The organism is Halanaerocella petrolearia (assembly GCF_054657875.1).
This window is the reverse complement of record NZ_BAAHXW010000001.1, coordinates 1160514-1184082: the sequence shown is the minus strand read 5'-3', so window position 1 is coordinate 1184082 and position 23569 is coordinate 1160514. Positions and strand designations below refer to the sequence as shown.

Genomic DNA, 23569 nt, shown 5'->3' with positions numbered 1-23569 from the left:
TATAATGTCATATAAAAAAGATTTAAAGGATTTAATACTTTCATTGAGAGAAATGTTTGAAGATGAATTTAGAACTGAATTAAATAAATTTGGAATTTATTCTGATAAAGAGTGGATGACTACTTCAGAATTTAATGAACAGATAAAAATGTTAGATAAAGAAAAACAAGAAGATTTAAAGGAAACAAGAATAGCTGTAAAAAGTGTAATTGATAAAGAGGCAAAAGAGACTGAAGATAGAGGAGAAGCTGTTGATTATTATATCAAAGAAGTAGCTTATACATATATTAATCGATTAATTGGATTAAAATGTTTAGAAGTTAGAGATATTATTGATGAAGTAATTACGATTCGACAAGAGTATGGTGGGCTATCAGAACAGCATCGAAACTTTTTAGAACAGAATCCTGAATATAGAGAGAAGAATGATTCGGGACTAAAGGAGTTATTAATAAATAATTTTCAGGAAATAACTAAGGAAATCAAGGTGTTGTTTAATCCTAATAATGAGTTTTCTTATCTTTTTCCGGATTTCACAGTGGTATCTAATGCTATAGCAATGATTAATAAAAAGTTAGATTATGAAGATTGGAAGCGAGATGATATTTTAGGTTGGGTATATCAATATTTTAATGAAGAAGAGAGAGAAGAATTTAAGGATTCTAGCAGAAAAGCTAATGCTAATGATTTACCAGTGGCTACTCAAGTTTATACTCCAGATTGGATTGTTAAATATATGGTAGACAATTCTCTTGGGACTTATTGGGCAGAAATGCATTCAGAAACTACATTAATAGATGAATTAGATTTAGAATTTTCACCTGATCATAAGTTAGGAACTAGGAAGAAGAAGTCAGTAAAAGATATAAAAGTTTTAGATCCGGCGTGTGGAAGTGGACATTTTTTAATTTATGCTTTTGATTTACTATATGAAATGTATTTAGAAGAAGGTCAAGTAGCGGAAGAAAAAATTCCTTATGAAATTGTAAAAAATAATTTATATGGAATTGATGTGGATCGTAGAGCTGTTCAATTAACTGCTTTATCTTTATATATGAAAGTTAAGCAAACTACAGGTTTAGAAGCAGAATTTAGTGTAAATTTAGTTGCTGCTGACGCTATTTTATTAAATAGTGAACGCCTAGAAAATTTTATAGAAAGGAATGGGTTACAAAATTCCCCTGATGTAGTTGAAGTTATTGAAGAAATTTGGGATAGATTAAATAATGTACGCAAACTAGGATCTTTGTTAAAAGTAGAGGAAGATTTAGAAGAATTAGTTAGAGAGAAAAAATTAGTAGATGAAAATAATGAACAATTAAAATTAATGAGTGATTTTGATAATCCTAAACAAGAAAAACTCAAAGTTAGTAGAGAAAAGAGACTAAAAAATATACTTAGTGATTTAAAAAAATTATTAAGTGATTCTTTAGAAAGCTTTGATGTAAATGAACAATTATTTGCTAATGAAGCATTGAAAGGTATTAACTTGTTAACTTTATTAGATCAAAAGTATGATATTGTAATTACTAATCCACCATATTTAAGTAACAGGAATTATAGTCCATCACTTAAAGATATTCTTAAGAGTATTTATCCAGAGACTTATGAAAATTTATATGGTGCTTTTATTGAAAGAAATATAGACTTATTAAAACAAAATGGCAAATTAGCAATGATAACAATCCATACTTATATGTTTACCTCAACATGGAAAGATTTAAGAGATATAATTCTAAATACTTCTTGGATTGAAAAATATGTACATTTTGGATTAGATGCTATGGATTATGCAAAAGCAGAAACTTCTTTGTTTATATTTGAATTAACTTCCGATAAGAATCGAAGGGGAATATATTATAATTTAAAACAAAATAATAATTATTTTAAATTTTGTAGAGATAAAAATCCTGGAATTAAATTTTTTAATGAAATTAATTCTAATGATGAATGCAAATATTATATGAACCAAAAAAACTTTGAAAGAATAACTGGTAATCCTTTTATTTATTGGGCTACTCCTAAAGCATTAAATATTCTTGAAAATATAGATAGTTTAGGAAATAAAAATGCTAATTCTATTTCAGGTATGAAAACAGCAAAAAATAGTAAATACTTAAGATATCCATGGGAAATAAAGTTAGAAAAAAGTGATAAACAATGGAAAAGATATTTTAAAAGTGTATCAGGTTATAAGTATTATAAATCTTTTGATAGGTATATTGATTGGAGTAAAGAAGCAATAAATCATTATAAAAATTATAGGTCAGCTCAATTATATAATGAAAAATATTGGCATAAAAATGCAATTGCGACTGGTTTATATTCTTCTAAAGCACATACTGGAATATATGCTAAGGGAGAATTCATGGTTGATATGGCAGCAAATTTGACGTTGCCAATTAGTTTTAATTATAAGTATGGATTAGCATTTTTAAATTCTACTTATGTAGAATATATTTTAGGTTTATTAAATCCAACTAATAATTTTCAACCTGGTGATTTAAAGAGAATCCCCTTTAAAACTCCCGATGAAAGTACAAATAATAAAGTTTGTAGATTATCTAATAAATGTATTAATATAAAAAAAAGAAGATTGAAATTTATAATTAAAGATAGTGAATTTAAAAAAACTTCTGTAGAATGGGCTAATGATAAAATTGATAAGGTAAAAAGTATAAAAAAATTGTTTAAGAGATACAGAAATTATAAAGAAGAAAACAATGTTAAATTTTATTTGTTTGAGGCTATAATAGATAAAAAAATTTTTGATTTATATAATATCGAATCTAAAGATTTAGAAGCAATTTTAAAATCAGAAGGAAAACCGATAGGATGGTATCCGTTAGTAGAGGGATATACGGAATTTGAAACTGAAGATCAAGATATTAATAAATATATAAAAGAATTAGATGTTATAACTCTATCAAATGAACAAATAGTAGAGATAGGAAATGCTTATTGTAATAAAAATCAAGATGACTCTTTAGCTGAATTATGCTCCGAATATGAGATTAATCCAATTAGTTTATACAATATTATTTTAGAAAAAGATTTAATCTGTCAGGCGGAGTTAGAATTTGAGGTTAAGCAATTTTTAAGTCATCTTATTTTAAAACTGCTAAAAGAAGATGAGGATGGTATTATCCCTTTAGTTAAAGATGCTGGTGATGAACCACTAAGGGAAAAAATAAGAGAAGAATATAGAAAGTTATTTGGACAAGAAAATGAATATAATTTAATTGACGAAACAGAAAAAATATTGGGAAATAAAAAAAGAAAGACTATTAATAATTGGCTTGATATTAACTTTTTTAAGTTTCATTCTAAACAGTTTAAGAAGGCACCATTAGTTTGGCATTTTAGAAGTAAGAACAAATATTTTGGTGTATATCTATATTACCATAAATTAAACCAGGATACTTTAAATAAATTAAAAGCAAATTATTTATGGGAATTAAGAGATAATGCTAGAAGAAGGAAACGGGAATTAAATCAAAAAGAAGAGTTAACCAAAGATGAACGAGAAGAATTGGATGAGGTGGTTGATAGGTTAGAAGATATTAATGATTTTGAACAAAAATTAGATCAAGTAATAGAGGATGGTTTTGAATTAGAAATAGATAAGGGAATTAGAAAAAATGCTAAGCCGTTTAGGAAAGCAGGTTTGTTTTCATATAAGAAAAAGATATAGTTAAGAGTAAGGAGGGATAATTTGATTTTAGATTATTTGATAGAAAAATTTGATGATATGTTAAATAGGGAACGCACTTTTTATATAGTTTGGCATGATAAGCAGAAAGAGTTCACTCGAATTATTGATGAATTTGCTGATCAGTATTCTAAACCAGTAATTATTTGTAGAGAAAATGACTTTCCTTTAAAGAAAAAGAAAGAGCTTTTTGATAAAACTGGAGCTTATGAAGGAGATAGAAATGAAGCTATTATATATATTGAAGGGGATCTTAATCAAAAGATAAAACCAGAGTTGCTAGAATTCAAATATACAGAAGCTGTTTATGATGAAGAGGTTTTAGAAATTTTGCGAGATGAAAATTTAACTATACCAACAGATAAAAAAGAATTAAACCAACTTCAAAAGACTATTCCCAGTAAACTAAAAGAATCATTAGGACGGGGTAGAGAATATTGGCAGAGACTTTTCAGTAACGGGAATAGTGTGATCCCTAATTTCCAACAACATTTCTTTGATATGCTAATTACTAGTAGCCCTTCACAGAAAGCTGATGAATTAGATAGCAAAGGATTATTAAATGTATTTAAAGAAAAATGTAAGGAGAAATTTGGAATCAACCTTGATAGTTTAGAAAAAGATACTGTAAGGAAGTATAAGAATAAATTAATAAGAAATTTAATTTTGATTGATGTGTATCAAAATTCTACTATAAAAGAGCAATTTAATTATAAGGAAGTTATACCTGATAGAAGTTATTTTAATAATTATATTAATTTACTTGATAATTGGTTAGATAGCAAATCTCGAAGTGAATATTATCAAAAATATCAAGAGCAGATAATACAAGAATATAACTTAAAAGAATTTATTCAACAAGATATGAATCCTTCATTAGCTGCGGAAGAGTTTTCTTTATATCGATACGAGAAATTACTGGAAGAAATAAATAATTTAAATAATATCAGAAATATTTATGAAACGATTGATGATTATAATGAACTAATATATCGAGAAGTGAATAAGAGTCCTTACTCTAATTTAATAAATAAATGGAAATCAATTAAGAATATTCATACTTTATTAGAGTTAATGATAAATTTACAAGATGATATTGGTCATTTAAACGAAGCAGATGAATTTATTAATAATTACTATACTAAAGGTTATGAAGTAGATTCTTTATTTAGAGAAATAGTAAATCAAGTAAAACTTGATGATAAAAATTTAAGAGAACTAAAAGATAAAGTATCAAGTTTTTATAAAGAGTTTCTTCATGATTATAATGCTAAATTTAATAATTTTTTAGTTAATGAAAATTTTAAAATACAAAATAAACAATTTAAAAATCAATCTGAGATATTGTCTTCTTTTTCAGCAGATACTAATAAAACAGCTCTTATTTTTTTAGATGCCTTCCGATATGAATTAGCTAGAGAATTTATGGAAGATTATCAATTTGGGAATGTTAATAAAACATCAGAAGTGGTTATCAGCTCTTTACCGTCTAAAACCAGTGTAGGTATGGCTAATTTAGTTAGTAATGAGTTAAAATATATTTATGAAAATGATGCGTTAAAACTTTATAAAGAAGGATTAGATTTATCAGTAAAGCAGAAGCGGATTAACTATTTGAAGAATCATTTAAATGGTTTTACCAATAATACTAAAGATAAGTTTTTAAAAGATATTCGATATGAAGATTACATAAAAGAAGGAAAAAATTTAATAATTTCTTCTTTAGAAATTGATCGGCTAGGAGAAAATACATCTAATATTTTTGATTATATGGAACAGAGGTTAAGCAGATTAGAAGAAGTGATAAATATATTAATAGATAATAAATATGAAATTCATATTATGACTGATCACGGATTTTTATATGTAGAAGGAATTACAGAAAATGATCGTTTGCCTGCTAATAGTTATGATACTTTAAAGGTTAGCGATCGATTTTTGTTATCAGAAGATATATGTGATAGCTCTCTTCCTTATAAGAAATTAAATGATGATTTATTTGTCACTTTTCCAGAAGGGATAAATATCTTTAGAACCAAAGGAGGATATAACAATTATTTTCATGGAGGGATTTCACTGCAAGAATTAGTAATTCCTTATATTAAATTAACTCCTAAAGATAATTCAGAACAGAATATATTATTTAATATAAAAGCTGATGATGAATTAGCTATGAATCTCTTTGCGTTTAAGTTGATTTCTGAGAATGAAGTTGATAAAGGAGTTAACTTACAATATTATATAAAAAGAAAAGATGGTAAAGATAAATTGACAGCAGTAGAAAGCACCGAATATAAAGGTAAAAAGATTAAGTTAAGTTTGGCAATTAGTTCAGATGAAGTAATTCATAAAGGAGAAGAATTGGAGTTGATAGTACAAAAGTCTAAAACTGGAGAAACTGTAGCTTCTAAGAATATAATTGCTCAGAAAGAGTTTGATGGATTTGGATTATAAGGAGGAGGTTAATAATTGTGGATTCACTTGATAAAAAATTATTTGATCATTTCAAGGGAAAAGTAGTAAGAAAAGATTTAATTAATTCAATAAAATCTAGTCAAAATGTACCTAGATATGTTTTAGAGTATTTAATAGGGAAATATTGTGCTTCTCCTGATGAAGAAGTAATAAAAGAAGGTATGGATTATGTAAGAAAAACTTTATCGCGTCATTTTGTACGAGCTGATGAAGGAAATAAAATAAAATCTAAAATAAGAGAAAATAGAAGATATAAATTAATTGATCATATAACGGTTGAATTACAAGAAACTCAGGATAAATATTGGGGGCGTTTGACTAATTCCGGGATTGATCATATTAATGTTAGTAGCTATACAGTCCAAAAGAATGAAAAAATGTTACAAGGAGGAATTTGGGCAATATTAGAATTAAGATATGATGAAACTAGAGAAGATACAGGAACTTTAAGGCCGTTTGTATTAGATAGTATTAAACCAATTCAAATAGCAAAATTAGATTTTGAAGAATTCAAAGAATTAAGAAAAGAATTTACTACTGAAGAATGGTTAGATATTTTAATAAGAACGATAGGCTTTGAACCAAATTGTTCTAAAATTGATAAAAGAATAAAATTATTATTATTAACTAGATTAATTCCTTTAGTAGAGAGTAATTATAATTTAGTTGAATTAGGGCCCCGTTCTACAGGTAAAAGTTATATATATAGACAACTATCCCCTTATTCAATTTTAGTTTCGGGAACAAAAGTTACCCCAGCGAAATTATATTATGATAATAGGGGACATGGTACTATTGGGTTAGTAGGTAATTGGGATGTGGTTGCTTTTGATGAAATTAGTGGAATAAAAATGGCTCAAGAAGTAGTTAATATTTCAAAAGACTATATGGAAGATGGAAGCTTTTCTCGAGGAGGCAATACGCAAAGTGCTCAAGCTTCAATGGTGTTCATTGGTAATCATGATGTTCCAATAAAAACTTTAGTTGAAGAGAACCATGAGTTTATTTCCTTACCTGATGTGATGGGAGAAGATTTAGCATTTTTAGACCGAATTCACGCTTATTTACCAGGATGGGAGATGCTAAAAACACAAAGTGAATATTTTACTGACCATTATGGTTTTGTAGTAGATTATATTACTGAAGTATTTAGAGAAAGCAGAAAATTTAACTATACTAATTTAGTAGATGATTATTTTGAATTCTCTTCTGAATTAAATTCTCGTGATCTTAAAGCAGTAAAGAAAACTATTTCAGGCTTAGTGAAGCTTTTACATATAAATGGTGAATGTACTAAAGAAGAGATGAGGGATTATGTAGAATTAGCCCTTGAGTTGAGAAGAAGGGTTAAAGAACAGTTAAATATTATAAGTAAAGATAAAGAGTACTCCGAAGTTGAATTTAAATATAGAGATAAAGAAAATGATTTTACTGAAGAGGTTGTCCTACCTGAATATTAATTTGGGGAATAAAATTAAAAGAAAGGAGAATAAATATTTTAAATAAATTCACTCGCAATAAAGATAAAAGAATAGTTGGCTCTACCTGGAACACTTTTGAAAACATTGAAGATATGGGTTTTGAAAAGCGTATTGGACAGATGAATATGGCTTTAGATGTAGCTGAAAGTCTTAAAGACGAAACTAATTTGATGGTAGAAGCAGGGGTAGGAATAGGGAAGTCATTGGCTTATTTAATTCCTAGTTTATATACAATAGATTACTCGTTTGGTAAATCTTCAATTATTATTGCTACCTCAACTATTTCACTTTCTGAACAACTTATGGAAGATATAAAATTAGCAGAGGATATTACAGATATAAAAGTTAATTCAGAATTGGCAAAAGGGATGCGGAATTATGTTTGTAGAAAAAAAGCGAAAAGAAACAAAAGAAAATATAGGAAGCTAAAGCAAAGAAAAGTTGTAGATGGAAACTGGGAAAGAAATTTATTAAAAGTTCCTGACTGGTTATGGGACTGGATAGAAACGAATTCAGACCGTTCTAACTTGCCTGAATCTGTAACAGATAGTTCTTGGTCTTATGTAAATATAGACAGGTGTAAGTTTCATGATTGTCCTTGGTATTCAGAGTGTGATTATTATGAAATTAGAAATAATATTGATGATCGTGGGAGAGCAGATATAATTATTGTTAATCAAGATTTACTTTTGGCTCATCTTTTAAAAAAAGAAAATCAAGGTAGAGGATTTTTAGATAGTAATGCAGAAGCAATTGTAATTGATGAGGCTCATAATTTAGAAGAGAAAACAAGAAATGGTTTAACTAATTCATTGACTAAAAACAATATATTAAATTTTTTAAATCAACTAATAGGAACTTTATCTGATAGTGAAGAGATGATAAGAAGTGTTAAAGATACAATAATACTTTTATTTAAGCAGCTAGAAAAGCAAGCAGAAAAGAATAAACAGAAGAGACGAAGAGAAGGAATTGAAATATATAGATTTTCTATTTCTTCTCCAGATGAAGTTAACTTTAATAAATTGATCAAAGAACTTGAAAATTTATCTTTAAAATTACAAGTAAAAGATGATTTATCAGGAAGAAAGCAGGATGAATTTATAGGTAAATTAGAAACTATTAAAAAAATGATGAATGGTTTATCTAACATGAAAGAGTCGTCATATTTATTATGGGGAGAAAAATCGTATGGTGAAATATGTATTTCGTTTGCTCCTAAGCATATTAATAAAAAGCTAAGAGATATGTTATTTCAAAGTGAAATTCCAGTAATTTTAACTTCAGCTACTCTTTGTGAACCTGGGAATAATACTAAAGAAAAATATCTTTATCAAAAGAAAGCCTTAGGTTTTAAAAAAGAAGCTCCTTTTCCTGAGCCTAAACCTTCCCCATTTCCTTATAATGAAAATGCTAGGTTATACATACCGAATGATTTAGTTGCCCCTCATGAGAATAGAGAGAAGTATTTAAATCAAATCTCCGATAGGATAAAAAGATTAATTAAGATTACACATGGAAGAACATTAGTATTATTTACAGCTAAATCTGATTTAAACTTTGTTTATAAGAAGTTTGATTCAAGTGATTTAAGTTGTAATGTTTTGAAGCAACAGTCCGGTTCCTCTCAAGGTTCAATAATTTCTGAGTTTAGAGAAACTAAAGGAGTTATATTGGGCAGTGGTGTGTTTTGGGAAGGGGTAGATATTAAGGGCTCTGATTTATCTTCATTGATAATAGCACGGCTTCCCTTTCCACCTCCAGATGCAATAATTGAGTATAAGATTTCTCAAGTTGAAGATCGATTTGAGATTTTATTACCTGAAATGATAATGCGGTTAAGACAAGGAGCTGGAAGATTAATTAGGTCAAAAGAAGATAAAGGTATTTTGAGCATATTAGATTCTAGGATTAGTTCAAAATATGACAGAAGTTATAAAGAAAAAGTTATAAATTCTCTTCCTATAAATAATAAACTTGATTCTCTGAAAGAAGTTAATGATTTTGTTTCTTCGAATATATTAACACAGTATTAATGGTTTAGAGAATATTAAATATATGATTTTCTCTAGTCTACTTTAGGCTAGAGTTTTTTATTTTTTGCAGTTTTTTTTAAATAAGTATTAGAAAACCTGAATAAATAATAGTGAGTTTTAGCATAGTATAAAAGTTGAAATTAGTTTAGGTCTTAATTTTGAATTAGCTCTGAATATAGTAAATACAAATCACTTATAATTATATATTTGTTATATTATGTAAAATTATATTATATTAATGGCAAATTAATAAGAAAAAATCGAATTTTTTCTCTATATATGTAATAGTCCAATCTCAGTTGGGGATTATAATACTAGAAAGGGAAAATATTAGTTATTAATAGAAGGGATGTGTTAATTTATGGAATTCAACTCTATAGATCCAAAAACTAAGATTGATCAATCTGGACGAGCCTATATTCCAAAGGGAATAAGAAAGAATTTAAATATTGGTACCGGCCAACCAATGAAAGTTTTAGTCAATCAAGAAGAAAAGGCTATATTATTTAAAATTATTGAGGGAGGTGATAATAATGAAAATTAAAATTATTTCTGAAAAGCAAATTAAAGAAATATTGGTTGACAAGCAAGTTGATTATAAAAAAGATAAGGAGGATTATCTAGAAAATCGGGAACTTATTAGAAGAGTCTTTCATGATAATCATGGTAAAGTAGGGAGTATTCATTATTCTTTGACCGGAAGTCCACCTAGAGGTTATGTAACTGCCATAAGGGATAGCCGATGGAAAGTTATATTTTATGATAGTGAAGGAAGAGAATTTAAAAGGCTTGAAGGAACAAAAGTAAAAGAGGTAGAGAAGATGCTAAAAGATGACTAATGTACTTAATACTCCTACTGCTGGATTTTCAGCAGTAGGAGGTAACAAATATTTAGCGAGAAATTATGATTTTAGTTATTATCTGCTATAAAATTTTCACGATAATATTCAATTCTCTTTTTTATGCTGTTTTCTTTGCCTATAATATCTTTCTCTGTAATTCTTTTTTCTTCCATTTCTTCTTTTAATATTTCTTTTGCAATTTCCTTATATGTTTTTTGAGTACTTTTTCTTAGAACATATATTTTTCTATCTTTTAGTAACGATTCAATAGTTTTATTTGTTCCTTCAATTTTATATTGATCTTTCAAAGAATCATATATTCGAATCCATTGATCTTTTATAGGTAATTTACCATAGTATAAAAAAATAGGAGCATTGGGTTCAGATACTTTTACTGAAGAATTTTTTATTTTATCTTTTATATCCTCTTTATCAACATTAGGGTCATCTATCATTGTTTCAATTATTTTTAATTTTTTTAAGTCTTTCTTTATTGACTTGATTTCTTGTTTTTCTAGAATACTAAATTTATCTGATATAAAAAAGTTTCTTGGATCTATTATTGTATCAATTTCAAATACACAACAAGCATTAATAAAATAATACATACTATTAGATATAGCCATAAAATCAAGAGCTAATAGATCATTTTGTGAATTTATAAAATCAAATTGCCATTTATCTAGTAATAATTTAAAATTTTCCCATAGTTCTTTATTAGAAGTAGTAGAATCTACATAGATGTTATTATCATTATTATCTTTATATCCTGCAATCAAACTTTTCATTTTTATTCCATTTTCACATTTTTCTATATTTTTATCTTTTGAATAAAACATATTATTCTTTATTTTAGTATTTTCAAAAGATAATTGGTTATCAATATTTTCAAATCCTAAAATCTCGTCGGAGTACAAGTAGTTATTTATTTCTTTAAAGTTTACTGGAGGGGGAGGATTTAAGTTTGGAAATTGCTTTTTTAATTCTTTTTTCCATTTAGATCTAAAACTCTTTATATCTTTTTTAAATTTTTCATTATGTAAAAGCTCTAAACTCTTTTTTACATATTCAAACATATTTTTTCTCCTTTGGTTTTATTATTATTGTGGAAGTATTATTTTACCTTTAGTATATTTAAATCAATAATATAAATCAAGAGTAATCGTGAGAATTAGATTAATTTACTTCTCACTTATTTTTAAAAGATTAAGGATATATAATTTTAAGTAGATTAAAAATCAAGAAAGGGGGAATTTTTGATTTAAATCTAACTTTAATTTCTTGATGAACTAAAAAATACAGGAGGTGAAAATATGGCTGTATAAATAAAAAGCACCTGCTGAGACAACAGCAGATGCTCAATCAAAAATATTTTTCAACCTGTTATCAGTATATCAAATGAAAATAAAGAAAACAATTTTTACGAAATTCTATATTGTTCATTGGAAGCAGCTTTAGTGTTTGTTAAGAGAAAATTAACAACGAGAAATAAAATTATTAAGTTGAAGATAGGGGAGAGATAAATCATGAGCAATAAACTTATTAAAGATTCAGCAGATGATACAAATGAAGACTGGTCTATTATTGAGGAAGATAGACCGGAAACTAAAGAAGAATTAAGAAAGGAACGAAAACAAATTGAAGACCTTTATTATAAAGTAGCAGACCACTGTAACGGCTTATTAAATCTTCTTGAGTATGAAGACATTAAGAACTTAATAAAAGAGAAGTGGGGATTTACAAAAGATCAAATAGATAATTTTAAGATTGGATATATGCCGCCAGTAGGTCAAGGATTAGTTGAATGGGTTAAAGACGCTGAGGTAAGTATGAAGTTGTTAAAAAGAAGTGGTTTAATTAATAAGTTTGAATATGACCATTTTCAAGGTCGAATAATTTTTCCCTATTGGAACGATGGTAATGTAGTCTCCTTTATTGGTCGAAAGACAGAATATACTCCAGATGATGAGTATGAACAGGGAAAATATATTAAGCTGCTTACTTACCAAAAGAATAAAAGAGAGTATATTAGTCAAACAGTAGAAAACAAATTTTTAGCCGGAATAGATAGTGTAAAAGAAGGAGAACCATTATTGATAACAGAAGGGATTACCGATTGTTATCGAGCTATTGGAGAAGGCTTTGCCTGTATTTCTCCAGTAACTACTACTTTTAGAGAAGAAGACTTCCCTAAGTTATATAAAATTGCCCAGAAAGCTAAAAAGGTATATATTGCTAATGATAGCGAAGAAAATGAACAGGGGCGTAAAGGGGCTGAAAAAACTGCTAAATATTTGGCTAAGAAAGGGATAGAAGTTAGAATAGTTGAATTGCCTAGACCAGAAGGAATAGAAAAAGTTGATCTGGCTGATTTTTTAACAGAACATTCAGCCAAAGATCTAAAGGATTTGTTAAATCAAGCCTTAGAATATAGAATCAATCAGGAGGGAGTTCCAGTGAATATATTCGAAAAAATTAAGAATTCAGTGAATATTATAGATGTTTGGGATGTGTTTGGTGATGGGCAAGAGGTTAATGGTAATGTTTGTTGTCCGTTTCATGACGATAATACTCCGTCTATGGGGTTCAAAGAAGAGGAAAATTATTTTAATTGTTTTGGATGTGAAGCTGGCGGCGGCCCATTAGAATTGGTTAAAGAATTAGAAAATGTTTCTGCTTTGGAAGCTGCTAAAATGATTAATGAAGAATTTAATCTTGATATTGATATAAGCTCTTCTTATCAAACTAAGAGAAGAGTAGAAAAGGAAGAGAGAGAAAGAGAAAAAACACAAGAACTTCTTAGTGAGATTGTTGAAAAAGGAAAAAAACTTTTAAGGAATGGTCATAGAGAAAGATTAAAAACTAAATTTGGTCTTTCAGAAGAAACTATTAAGGAAGCAAATGTAGGATATTTAGGAGAATGCACATATAAAGATTTAGATTTTTTTAGACTTAAAGAATTAGGATTAGCTATAATGGCTGAAGAAGAGGTTAAACCGACACTAAAAAACTGCTATATAGTACCTTATATTAATAGCAAAGGGAAAATAGACTATATAAGAGGGGTAACTAATAACAAAATTAGTAGTCCTAGGAAATTAACTCCTAGCTTTGCTTTTGGTCAATTTACTAATGAAGATACTATAGTGGTTGTTAAAAATGAGTTAGAAGTTTTAGCTTTAAAACAATATGGATATGACTGTGTTTGTGCTAAGACTCTTGTTCCTGAACAGTTAAAGAGATATGAAGATATTGTTATTCTTAATGGAAATGAAGATATTGCTGATTCCCTATTACAAGAAAATTTATTCCCTAAGTTTAAAACTATTCCTGATGGAAAAACAATTGGAGAACATCTTAATTATAAAGAGAATATATATGATCTTTTGGATGAAGCTGAAGGTTTTTTACAGCAAAAGTATGAAGAAATTAAGAATTCAGAAAATGGCCGAAAGGCAATAGATAAGGTAGATAAAATATGTGAATTTTTAGCTAGTTTAGATGAAGGTTATCATAAAAATGAAATAAGACAGATTAGAGAAGCAGTTAAAGAAGTAACTGGTAGTAAAAATACTTTAACTAAAAGTGATTTACAGGAGAAGATAGAGAAAGCAGCTCAAGCAAAAGATTCTAATCCTAAACCTTGGTTTTCAGGAGATAATTTTAAACCAGCTTTATTAGGAGATTGCTTAATGGAAAATCATTATTTTTTAGCTTTAGGAGGTCAAGGTGGCTCGCCGGATCGAGCAACTTTATATTACTATGCTAAGGGAGTATATAAGAATAATGGAGAAACTAAATTGCAGAAAATAATACAGCAAGATAATTATTTAGGTGATAGGTGGAAAAAAAGAAATGCTGATGATACAGTAGCTTATATTAAACGAAATTGCTATAAAAGTCATAGGGATGTAATTAAAGAAAATACTAATAAGAGACCACATTTGATTAATGTAAAAAATGGGATGATTGATTTGAAAAATAATAGTTTATCAGATCATGATCCAGTATATAACAGCTTAAATCAATTAGATGTGGAGTATAGACCGGAAGTTGAATCACAAATACTAGATGAATTTATGAAAGATGTATTGATAGACTCAGATGACCCTAATCCTGATTATAGTAAAATAGATGTCTTCTGGGAATTTATAGGTTGGACGATATATTCTGGAGATGTTAACATGAAGAAGATGTTATTTCTATTAGGTGATGGAAATAACGGGAAAAGCGAACTACTTAAAGTTATAACTTCATTGCTTGGAGGTCAGAATTATTCTTCTTTGAAGTTGCAGACGATTGCTGAAAATGACTTTGCTGCTGCTAACCTTTTTGGAAAACTGGCTAATATAAATGGGGATCTAGATAGTAATGACATTCAGGATACTTCTTTGATTAAGCAGTTAACTGGTGGAGACATTGTGAGTGTTGATCAAAAATATAAAGATAGACTTGAATTTAAAAATCGAGCTACTTTTATCTTTGCTTTAAATAATCTTCCGAAAGTAAAGGATTATTCAAAAGCTTACTTTAATCGGCTTATAATTTTAGAAACGCCAAATACTTTTACTAAGGATTCTTCAAAATATGATCCTAAAATTGGTGAAAAGATCACTACTGAAGTTGCTAAAAGTCATGCTTTAAATAAAGCTCTAGAAGGGATTAAAAGATTAGAAGATAATGACTGGCAGTTCACGAGATGTAAGAGTTCAGAAGAGTTAATCAGTAATTATATTGCCGAAGCAAACTCTGTAGTAGCCTTTTTAAAGGAAACTTGTGAAGAGACACCAGATGAATATATTACTAAAGAAAAACTTTATCAAGAATTTAAAGATTGGTCAGAAAAGAATGGCTATCGAAAAATGACTAAGAAAACCTTTGGCAAAAGAGTAGCTAAAAACCCTATTATTAAAGTTGGTCAGGATTTAAAATTCCTTGGTGGAAAAACCACACGAATTTGGACAAATATAGATTTAAAATTCAAGGATAATGAAACAGGTTGCTGGGATCAAAATATATAGTTTTTAGTATTAGGCTATCATCTCAATTGTGAGGTGATAGCTCTTTTTTTATATTCCTTACGGTTATTACATCATAGAAAAAATTTTTTTGATATATAAAAATAATTTGATTAGTTTTTTATTTAATGAAAAGAAGTTTTTATATAGCTGTAATAACTGTAAGAACAGATGAAGTAATAATAATTATTTTCTAATATTTTGAAATTTACACTGTAAATTATTGTATAAGTATAATGAAGGCAAGAGAAAGTTACTTTTTAAAGAAGGGAGGAATCAAGAAAAATGATTTAAGAACAATGGTATATAGCATTAGCTGAAGTTGGCGATTTTAAAAAAATGAGTAAAGAGGAGGTTAATAATATGTTAAGTGGAAAGAAGCTTGCTCAAATTGTTAGGCCGAGCCGGAAGTTATATATTGAAAAGACAGACAATCATTATTTTCTTACTGACACTTATATTCTTGTTAAATTAACAGAAGCGGAATTTGAAGAGTTTTTTGCTAAATATAACAGTTATAAATCCACAGCGAATATTCCCTTTGACTTTTCTGATAACCAAGGTATTTGTTCAACTGATGGTAATCAGTTTTTAGAGGATAACCTGGATGTTTCCTTTATATTAAATCAACTAGAAGAAGTAAATTATGAGGTTGAATTGACTAATTTTTATAAACAAGTGGATGATCGATTAGCCAGAATTTATAAATTAGGAGATCAGCTATCAATGATTAATGATAAATATCAATTCTTGTTGGATGTAGGAGATGTTCTTAAAACAGAAGAAAAAACAAGACCATTATTTGTGTTAAAGGATGAAAAGTTTAAAGCAGCAATAATGCCGATTCGAGATACTGATCAGCCTTTAAGTGAAAGTATATCTGAGTTAATTATGGATAAGTCGTTAAAGGAGGTAAGCTAGTGGATAATAATAAGGAACTATTTAAGAAGTTAGTTAAGGGATCATTAGGTTTACTTGGATTAGCTATATCAGAGGAACTATTAAGCGGTAGAAAGGAGCAAAATGATGAGTAAATTACCAGATAAAGATAAATTAAGAAGAGTTAATCCGTTGAAGAAGCCGGGAAAAGCAGTGGCAGGTAAAATTTCAGATGCTATTGATAGATTAGCAGATAAGATATTTGATTAAACTCTCCACTTCAAAGTGGAGTTTTACTATTTTTGAGAGGATGATTAAGCCGATGAAAGTTGAAGAGATTATTTACGGGAACTGTGGAATTGATTTTGCTGAATTAGATGAAGATGAAAAGATTGATTGCCGAAAGGTAAAAGTAAATAAAACTAAGATTGATGAGATCAGAAATGAGATTTTAGATCGAAATCCGGAACTAAATGTAACTGAAGTGTTATTACTGCTTTTACAATACGGGCCAACTGTAGAACAAGGCCAAACCAAGCCTGTGATTTTAGAAGATGGTTATATTAGAAAGGAGTAGTTGCTATGCTAACTTGTCGATTTTGTAACAGTTCACTGGAAGTTGATAAAGTGATTGAAGGCGATGACGGCGTGATAGAACTATATGTATGCTCAGAATGTGGCCGAACCGGCCGGCATGAGATAGATTTTCTTACTGATTCAATAAATCGAGTTGGTAGCATATTTTAAGAGGTGATTTTATGAATAGATTAGGATGGAAGCCAGATCAGGATAATCTGCGGATAGAGGTTGGTGATGAGCTAGGATATTTATCTTTTTTGAACAAGCGAGATGTAGTTAGGTTTTCAGTCAATGTTGCTAAAGATTTAGGATTGACTAAGTCTGAGTTTGAGGAATTAAAAGAAGAAATTATTGTTAGGGAAAAGCCATTTGAAAGCCGCCTGTAGTTATGCTGTAGGCGGCTTTTCTCTATTAAAGGAGGGATCAGAATGTATGGTTTTGCGCCACCTGAGATAGCAATTGAAGAATACTACAGGGATTTAGAAGAAGAACGAAAGTATTATGAAAAATTAATTGATAAAGCTTTAGAAGAAAATGATAAAGAAATGCTGAAACGACTGGGTTATACTGATAATTCAAAGGAAATTGTTGATGGCAAGAGATAGAAAAAATCAATTTACCTTTTTAGAGAGGTGATCAAAATGAACTTAGAGGATTTAAAGAAACCGTTTCCTTCTAATAAGATAAAATGGAGAGTAGGAGCAACTAATCAGGACAAGACTAGAGGATTAGCTCTTGCTTATGTAGATAGTAGAGTAGTAATGGAGCGATTAGATGATATATGTGGAAGTGAAAACTGGCAGAAGAAATATAGTTTTGGTAATAACGGGGAGATTATATGTTCAATCGGAATCCAACTAGAAGATGAATGGGTCTGGAAATCTGGTGGTGCTGGTCAAACTAATTTTGAAGCAATTAAAGGTGGTTTGAGTGATGCTTTTAAACGAGCAGGTGTTTGTTGGGGGATCGGTCGATATCTTTATCAACTACCACAAATCTGGGTTGATATTGAACAGAAAGGTAACAGCTATATCATTAAAGATGATCCTAAGCTGCCGTTAGAATTTTTACCGGCCGAAGAGCAAGATAAGAAACATTATGTAGAAAAAATAAGAAGAATCTATCAGCAAGATCCAGGCCAAGCCGGAGAAACAATTACTAGCTTTTTATCAGAAGTAGGAATTGAAGATGCTGATGATCTATCTAATATCAGTAAGTTAGAGATAGATAAAATAAAGAAGTTAGCAACTAAACTACAACAAGCTGCTTAGATAAAACCTGCTTCCTTTTTCGGGAGCAGGTTCCTTACTTTTAATAGAAGGGGGAGTTGACTAATGAAGAAAACTAAAAAGTTACTTCAGAAGTTGGATGAACGGATTGAGAATATTAAAAGTTCAGAGGACTTTAAGAAGATGCTTGAGTTTTTCTCTAGGTTTCATCAGTATAGTTTTAGAAATCAAGCTTTAATAGAAATGCAGAAACCGGATGCAACTTATGTAGCAGGCTATAAGCAGTGGCAAGAAAAGTTTGATCGTCATGTTAAAAAAGGTGAAGAGGGAATAGCTATCCTTGCTCCTCAAACTTATACAACTACTGAAACTGAAGTGATTGAAGTAGAAAAACAGGATGGTACAGTAAAGGAAAAAGAAGTAGAGAAGGAAGTAACTAAAACTTATTTTAAGACAGTGTATGTATTTGATATTAGCCAAACTGAAGGAGAACCTATTCCTGAACTTGATATTAGTATTGAAGATAGTTTTGGTGAATTACTAGAGCCTTTAAAAGAATTTACCGCTAGTAAAGATATAGAATTGGAATTTAAAAGTTTTGATAAAGAAAGTTTTAAAGGATATTCAAAGATGGGAAAGATTGTGATTAATGATGAATTGAATAAAACAGAGCAGGCAAGTACTTTAGTTCATGAGTTAGGCCATGAACTGCTACATGATAATGTAGAGAAGCGATTTGAGTTAACTAAGGAGATAAAGGAAATGGAAGCTGAAGCAATATCTTTTGTGATTTTAAACCACTATGGAGTAGAAACTAAATCAGATAAATATCTTGCCCTATATAAAGAATCATATGATTTACAGGATAGTCTAAAGCGAATTCATGAAGTTTCCACAGAAATACTGGATTATCTTAATTCAGATTAAAAAATAGTATATTTTTGGGAATTAATGCAGGATTTTAGATCTGATAGACCAAATAAATAATATAGAATAAAAAGTTATTTATTTGTAATATAAGATATAAATTGGTTCACTTAATAAGGAGAGAGCATTTATGATCATTAATAGTAATCTGCCGGCTTTAAATGCTTTAAATAACTTAAAAAAGAAGAATAAAAAAGCTAAGGAAAGTATGGAACGGTTATCTTCCGGTTCTAGAATTAATAGTGCAGCTGATGATGCTGCTGGATTAGCGATAGCTCAAAAAATGAAATCTCAAATTGGTGGTTTAAATCAAGCTCAAAGAAATATTGAGGATGGCATCTCTTTACTTCAAACTGCTGAAGCTGGAGGAAAAGAAATTCAAAGTATTCTACAGCGGATGAGAGAATTATCTGTACAAGCAGCCAATGATACTTTAACTAATAAAGAAAGAGAACATATTAGCAAGGAAATAAATTCATTAAAAAATGAAGTAGATAATATAGCTGAAAATACTGAATTTAATAATATAAAACTTTTAGAAGGTTCACAAGCGGAGATAAAAGAAAAAACTTTTACTGCTCCTTACATTGGTGAATTTGAAATAACTTCTAATCCTTCTTCTGAAGGGATGTTAGGAATTAGTAATGATGATACTATGACTCATGCACAATTTGAATTTGTAAAGCCTTCTGATAAAGATGGTACCTGGCTAGAAGTAGATATTGGAAATACTCGTGAAGAATCACTAGCTAATTTAAAAGATAAATTTTATGCAGTTAAATCTGGTTCTGAAGGATCAGCTTCTAATCAATCGGCAATTGCTAATATGGATATGCACATAGTAGGTAATAAAGTAGTTATTACTTCTGAAGATCCTTTTACTATGACACATGATCCTTCCAAAGGAATAGAAGGGAAACAATATTTATCAGGAAGTCCAGCAGAACTTACAGTTGAATATGATAATCCAAATGGGGGAATCAATTTACAGACAGGGCCTAATAGCGGGAATGATTTAGGAATAAATATACCAAGCATAACTACTTCTGCTTTAGATTTAAATCAAATTGATGTTACAGATCATTCTAGTGCTTCAAGTTCAATAGATAAAGTGGATAATGCTATAGCAAAAGTATCAGAAGTTAGAACTGATTTAGGATCTTATCAAAACAGATTAGAACATTCATTGAATAATACTACTAATTATAATCAAAATTTAACTGCAGCTAAATCTCGTATTTTAGATGCAGATATGGCAAAAGAGACAATGAAAAAAACTAAAAGTGATATTTTAATGAATGCAGCTCGGTCTGTTTTATCACAGGCTAATACTATGCCTTCAAATGTTCTTTCGCTAATTGAATAAAATCAAAAGAGGGGGATGATAGTATGGCGTATATGATAGGAGTTTTTATAGCGATCTATATTATCGTATTAATGGTTAATAAAAAGAATGATAGCAAAGAAGATTCAAGGAAGAATTTAAAGAAAAAATGGAAAAACGAAAATATGGATGACTCAATTGAAATTATTAATACAGAAGATGTTGATCAGATAATCAATTTTTTACAAGAACAAGCTGAGATGTCTGAATCCGAAGGAAAAGATACCAGTTGGTTAGCTGGAGTTGGAACAGCTGTTTTTGGGCCTATAGCTATTTTAGCTCAAGGAGCAAAAGAACTTATTAACAGTTCAAAATGGAGAGGACAAGGTGGGAAATTAAGAATAGAAGGATATATAAATAATTTAGAGGATTATAAAGAAATCAAACTTGAAGGGGCAAAAAAAGCTTCAGAGGAAAAGGGGAGCTTAAAATACACTTTAGGAATCTTAAAAAATAAAATTCCAAAGTTAATAGACTATAGAAAAGAAGAATTAAGCACTTTAAAAAAAGAAGAAGTAATTTCAGAGAAGAATTATACTGAAGCAGTAAATAATTTAGAAAAGATAGAAGAATGTTTAGATAATGAAATTAATTATATTAATTCTATAATTAAAGAACGAGAAAATATGGATCAGGAAGTAAATGATTATCATGATAAAAAGGAGCAAATAGAAAAGGCATATAAAAGAGGTTATATTTCTGAAGAAGATTATAAAAGTAAGTTAGCAGAACTTAAAGAAAAGTTTATCAGTTAATTATATTAAGGCAGAATTAATAAATGAGATCGTTATTCTGTATTACCTTAAAAAGCGGTTTAAGTTCAATATAGTGATTATTAAGTTGAATAAAGGTTAAAAATAAATTTCAGGAGTTAAAGTAGTCTGTCTTTCTATACACTAAAAAATCTGTCGTCCTTCCTATTCTGGCGGGGCTATAGCTCAGGCGGACAGAGCGGCAGACTCCTAATCTGTAGCACTCATAGAGTTAATAAAATGAAATAAAGGTAAATTATTTAATAGCTGTTTTTGTTCATTAATAAGTATCATTACTTGTGAATAATAAAAAGAAAAAAGGCAGGATTTAAATGAAGTTGCCGCACTGGATTACCCTAAAAACGGCTAAAAATCCAATGCCTTTTCCTTCCTTTATCTTCCTCCAAAAAATAATACAATCCCCGAATTACCGGGGATCATAAAGGTTTGGTGCCGAAGGTGGGGTTCGAACCCACAAGGCCACAAGGACCATTGGATTTTGAATCCAACGCGTCTGCCAGTTCCGCCACTTCGGCTTGTTTCCTATTTGACATCTAATATAATAACATATTATTAATTGTAATGCAAGACTAAACTTTAATTTTTATGATGAAAGGCTCGTGTTTGACACGAGCCTGTGTTATTAAGAGAGTAGACTACTATTGCTCATAAGTTTTCTTAAACCAGTATTAATAAGATTAGTTTTAGCAGATTCTTTAGCTGCGTCTAAGTTACCATTAGCAACTGCTTTAACAATATTTCGAGGAATATTTGTATTTAGTGAAATGGCTTCAATTAGACGAGATTTACTTGTTTCTTTTAGTGTATTCCAATCTTTAGATAGAATAGCTTGTACTTCTTGAGCAGTTAATCCTTGCTCTAGTAAATTCATAGCTAATTTATTTTTTAATTCTGGAGTAACTTCATTCCAGTTTTGATTAGCAATATCCACTAATTGCTCTGCAGTAAATAAGTCATTAGTCATATCACTTACTTTTTCAGCTACATCTTTTTCTTTAATTAAGCCATATGCTTTAAGGTAAGCTACTTTATTATCTTTATTTAAAATTAAGAATGCATTATCAGAGACAAGCATTTCGTCTAAGCCTACTTGTCGATTATTTCTACCGATTAAGTTGTTGTTAGTTAATCTAAACGTTTTGATTTCATTATCTACCTTAACTTTAACCAATTTAGAGATAGGATAAGTCTCTACAATTTCTCCTGCAACTGTTTCTAGATTCATTAATTTAACTAATAATTTAGCACTTTCTGCTCTAGTAACATAATTATTAGGTTTAAACTCTCCATTAGGATAACCATTAATAATTCCTAGTCGTGTACTTAAAGTGATAAAGTTACGAGCCCAGTGTGTATCCTTTAAATCAGAATAGAAGTTACTATCAAGGTTGATCTGTTTCTGGTCTTGGTTAAGTTTTAAACTTCTGGCTAACATAGTAATAATCTCTGCTCGAGTGATTCTTTTTTCTGGTCTAAATGTCTGATCTGGGTAACCAGTAATAATTTCTTTATTTACTAAAGCAGAGATGTAACCTTTTGCTTGATGATTAGCAATGTCTGTTAACTGAGAGACAATTGCTGGTTGTAATTCTAGTGCTTTAGCTAAAGAGTAAGCAAATTCCCCTCTAGTAATTGGTTGATTAGGTTCAAAACTTCCATCTTGATATACATACATAATTCCTTTATCTAGAAGGGGGCTAATATACTCTAATGCCCAGTGATCCTGTGTAACATCTTGTGGCTGATAAGCTAAAGCAGGAACTGTTAGATTGACTACTAGTAATGAAGTTAAGATCATTATTGTTACTAACTTTCGCATGATAATTGCTCCTTTCCAGTTTATAGGTGAGATTTTATTGTCTATTTTGATTACCTACATAAGATATTAACATATAATAGATCTTTTTTCTATAAAATAACTTTTACAGTTTATGGAATTAATACTTAAGTCGATAAATTGAAATCTTAAAGATAAGGGGGAAGATAAATGTCAATTAAAGGTTATGAATTTTCTCATTTGAATCAGGAGCAATTAGATAGGATAAAAAAGTTAGAAGGTGAGATTAATCAAGATGCTGATAGTGAAGTGATTTTATTAGCTTTTAATCATCAATAGAGTTTAAGATATTGAGTTTAAGTCTGTGTAGTCAGGCTTAAACTCAGTTGTAATAAAGGATTTTTTAATCTTTTTAAGGAAATAAAATAGTGCACGGAAGTTATAGAGAGGTAAGAGA

Annotated in this window: 19 protein-coding genes and 1 tRNA gene; 17 read left to right on the top strand and 3 right to left on the bottom strand. The window is 29.2% G+C overall.

The window, feature by feature from the left end; translation table 11 throughout:
- Positions 1-4: 4 nt before the first annotated feature.
- From pglX to ACYQ39_RS05985, 6 genes are all read left to right on the top strand, one after another.
- On the top strand, positions 5-3694 hold the full coding sequence (gene pglX / locus ACYQ39_RS06010) for a BREX-1 system adenine-specific DNA-methyltransferase PglX (RefSeq protein ID WP_459841165.1): 3690 nt from the start codon (positions 5-7) through the stop codon (positions 3692-3694).
- Positions 3695-3715: 21 nt separating this feature from the next.
- Positions 3716-6166: a PglZ domain-containing protein gene (locus ACYQ39_RS06005; RefSeq protein ID WP_459841164.1), complete on the top strand. Its 2451-nt coding sequence runs from the start codon at positions 3716-3718 to the stop codon at positions 6164-6166.
- A 17-nt stretch (positions 6167-6183) separates the two neighbouring features.
- Positions 6184-7647, top strand: a complete 1464-nt coding sequence (gene brxL, locus ACYQ39_RS06000) for a protease Lon-related BREX system protein BrxL (protein WP_459841162.1) — start codon at positions 6184-6186, stop codon at positions 7645-7647.
- Between the two features lie 113 nt (positions 7648-7760).
- Positions 7761-9704 carry an ATP-dependent DNA helicase gene (locus tag ACYQ39_RS05995; RefSeq protein WP_459841161.1) on the top strand — a complete coding sequence of 648 codons (1944 nt, stop codon included), beginning with the start codon at positions 7761-7763 and terminating at the stop codon, positions 9702-9704.
- Positions 9705-10065: 361 nt separating this feature from the next.
- Positions 10066-10248, top strand: a complete 183-nt coding sequence (locus ACYQ39_RS05990) for an AbrB/MazE/SpoVT family DNA-binding domain-containing protein (protein WP_459841158.1) — start codon at positions 10066-10068, stop codon at positions 10246-10248.
- Positions 10238-10543, top strand: coding sequence for a hypothetical protein (locus ACYQ39_RS05985; RefSeq protein ID WP_459841155.1), 306 nt, complete (start codon positions 10238-10240; stop codon positions 10541-10543). The genes ACYQ39_RS05990 and ACYQ39_RS05985 overlap by 11 nt, the downstream gene beginning before the upstream one ends.
- 71 nt (positions 10544-10614) lie before the next feature.
- Here ACYQ39_RS05985 and ACYQ39_RS05980 read toward each other — a convergent pair whose 3' ends face one another.
- Positions 10615-11622, bottom strand: coding sequence for a hypothetical protein (locus tag ACYQ39_RS05980; RefSeq protein ID WP_459841153.1), 1008 nt, complete (start codon positions 11620-11622; stop codon positions 10615-10617).
- A gap of 450 nt (positions 11623-12072) precedes the next feature.
- On the opposite strand from ACYQ39_RS05980, the gene ACYQ39_RS05975 reads away from it, so the two are divergent.
- From ACYQ39_RS05975 to ACYQ39_RS05930, 10 genes are all read left to right on the top strand, one after another.
- Entirely contained in the window at positions 12073-15567 is a 3495-nt protein-coding gene (locus tag ACYQ39_RS05975; RefSeq protein ID WP_459841151.1) for a phage/plasmid primase, P4 family, read from the top strand.
- Between the two features lie 360 nt (positions 15568-15927).
- On the top strand, positions 15928-16485 hold the full coding sequence (locus tag ACYQ39_RS05970) for a hypothetical protein (RefSeq protein WP_459841149.1): 558 nt from the start codon (positions 15928-15930) through the stop codon (positions 16483-16485).
- 105 nt (positions 16486-16590) lie between these two features.
- Positions 16591-16713 carry a hypothetical protein gene (locus tag ACYQ39_RS05965; RefSeq protein ID WP_459841147.1) on the top strand — a complete coding sequence of 41 codons (123 nt, stop codon included), beginning with the start codon at positions 16591-16593 and terminating at the stop codon, positions 16711-16713.
- Positions 16714-16765: 52 nt separating this feature from the next.
- Entirely contained in the window at positions 16766-17020 is a 255-nt protein-coding gene (locus tag ACYQ39_RS05960) for a hypothetical protein (protein WP_459841145.1), read from the top strand.
- A 181-nt stretch (positions 17021-17201) separates the two neighbouring features.
- The gene (locus ACYQ39_RS05955; RefSeq protein WP_459841142.1) at positions 17202-17408 is read left to right on the top strand and encodes a hypothetical protein; all 207 of its coding nucleotides are present in this window, start codon (positions 17202-17204) and stop codon (positions 17406-17408) included.
- Between the two features lie 42 nt (positions 17409-17450).
- Positions 17451-17627, top strand: a complete 177-nt coding sequence (locus tag ACYQ39_RS05950) for a hypothetical protein (protein WP_459841140.1) — start codon at positions 17451-17453, stop codon at positions 17625-17627.
- 36 nt (positions 17628-17663) lie between these two features.
- Complete coding sequence (locus ACYQ39_RS05945; protein ID WP_459841138.1) at positions 17664-18293, top strand: Rad52/Rad22 family DNA repair protein; 630 nt, start codon at positions 17664-17666, stop codon at positions 18291-18293.
- 63 nt (positions 18294-18356) lie between these two features.
- Positions 18357-19178: an ArdC-like ssDNA-binding domain-containing protein gene (locus tag ACYQ39_RS05940; protein WP_459841136.1), complete on the top strand. Its 822-nt coding sequence runs from the start codon at positions 18357-18359 to the stop codon at positions 19176-19178.
- A gap of 130 nt (positions 19179-19308) precedes the next feature.
- Positions 19309-20544, top strand: coding sequence for a flagellin N-terminal helical domain-containing protein (locus ACYQ39_RS05935; protein ID WP_459841134.1), 1236 nt, complete (start codon positions 19309-19311; stop codon positions 20542-20544).
- Positions 20545-20567: 23 nt separating this feature from the next.
- Positions 20568-21317, top strand: a complete 750-nt coding sequence (locus ACYQ39_RS05930; protein ID WP_459841133.1) for a hypothetical protein — start codon at positions 20568-20570, stop codon at positions 21315-21317.
- A 445-nt stretch (positions 21318-21762) separates the two neighbouring features.
- On the opposite strand, the gene ACYQ39_RS05925 is transcribed toward ACYQ39_RS05930, so the two are convergent.
- Both ACYQ39_RS05925 and ACYQ39_RS05920 read right to left on the bottom strand, forming a co-directional pair.
- Positions 21763-21850, bottom strand: a tRNA-Leu gene (locus tag ACYQ39_RS05925).
- Between the two features lie 107 nt (positions 21851-21957).
- Positions 21958-23154 (bottom strand): S-layer homology domain-containing protein, encoded by a 1197-nt coding sequence (locus tag ACYQ39_RS05920; RefSeq protein ID WP_459841131.1) that lies wholly within the window; start codon positions 23152-23154, stop codon positions 21958-21960.
- 168 nt (positions 23155-23322) lie between these two features.
- On the opposite strand from ACYQ39_RS05920, the gene ACYQ39_RS05915 reads away from it, so the two are divergent.
- Positions 23323-23451: a hypothetical protein gene (locus tag ACYQ39_RS05915; protein WP_459841129.1), complete on the top strand. Its 129-nt coding sequence runs from the start codon at positions 23323-23325 to the stop codon at positions 23449-23451.
- The last annotated feature ends 118 nt before the right edge of the window (positions 23452-23569 follow it).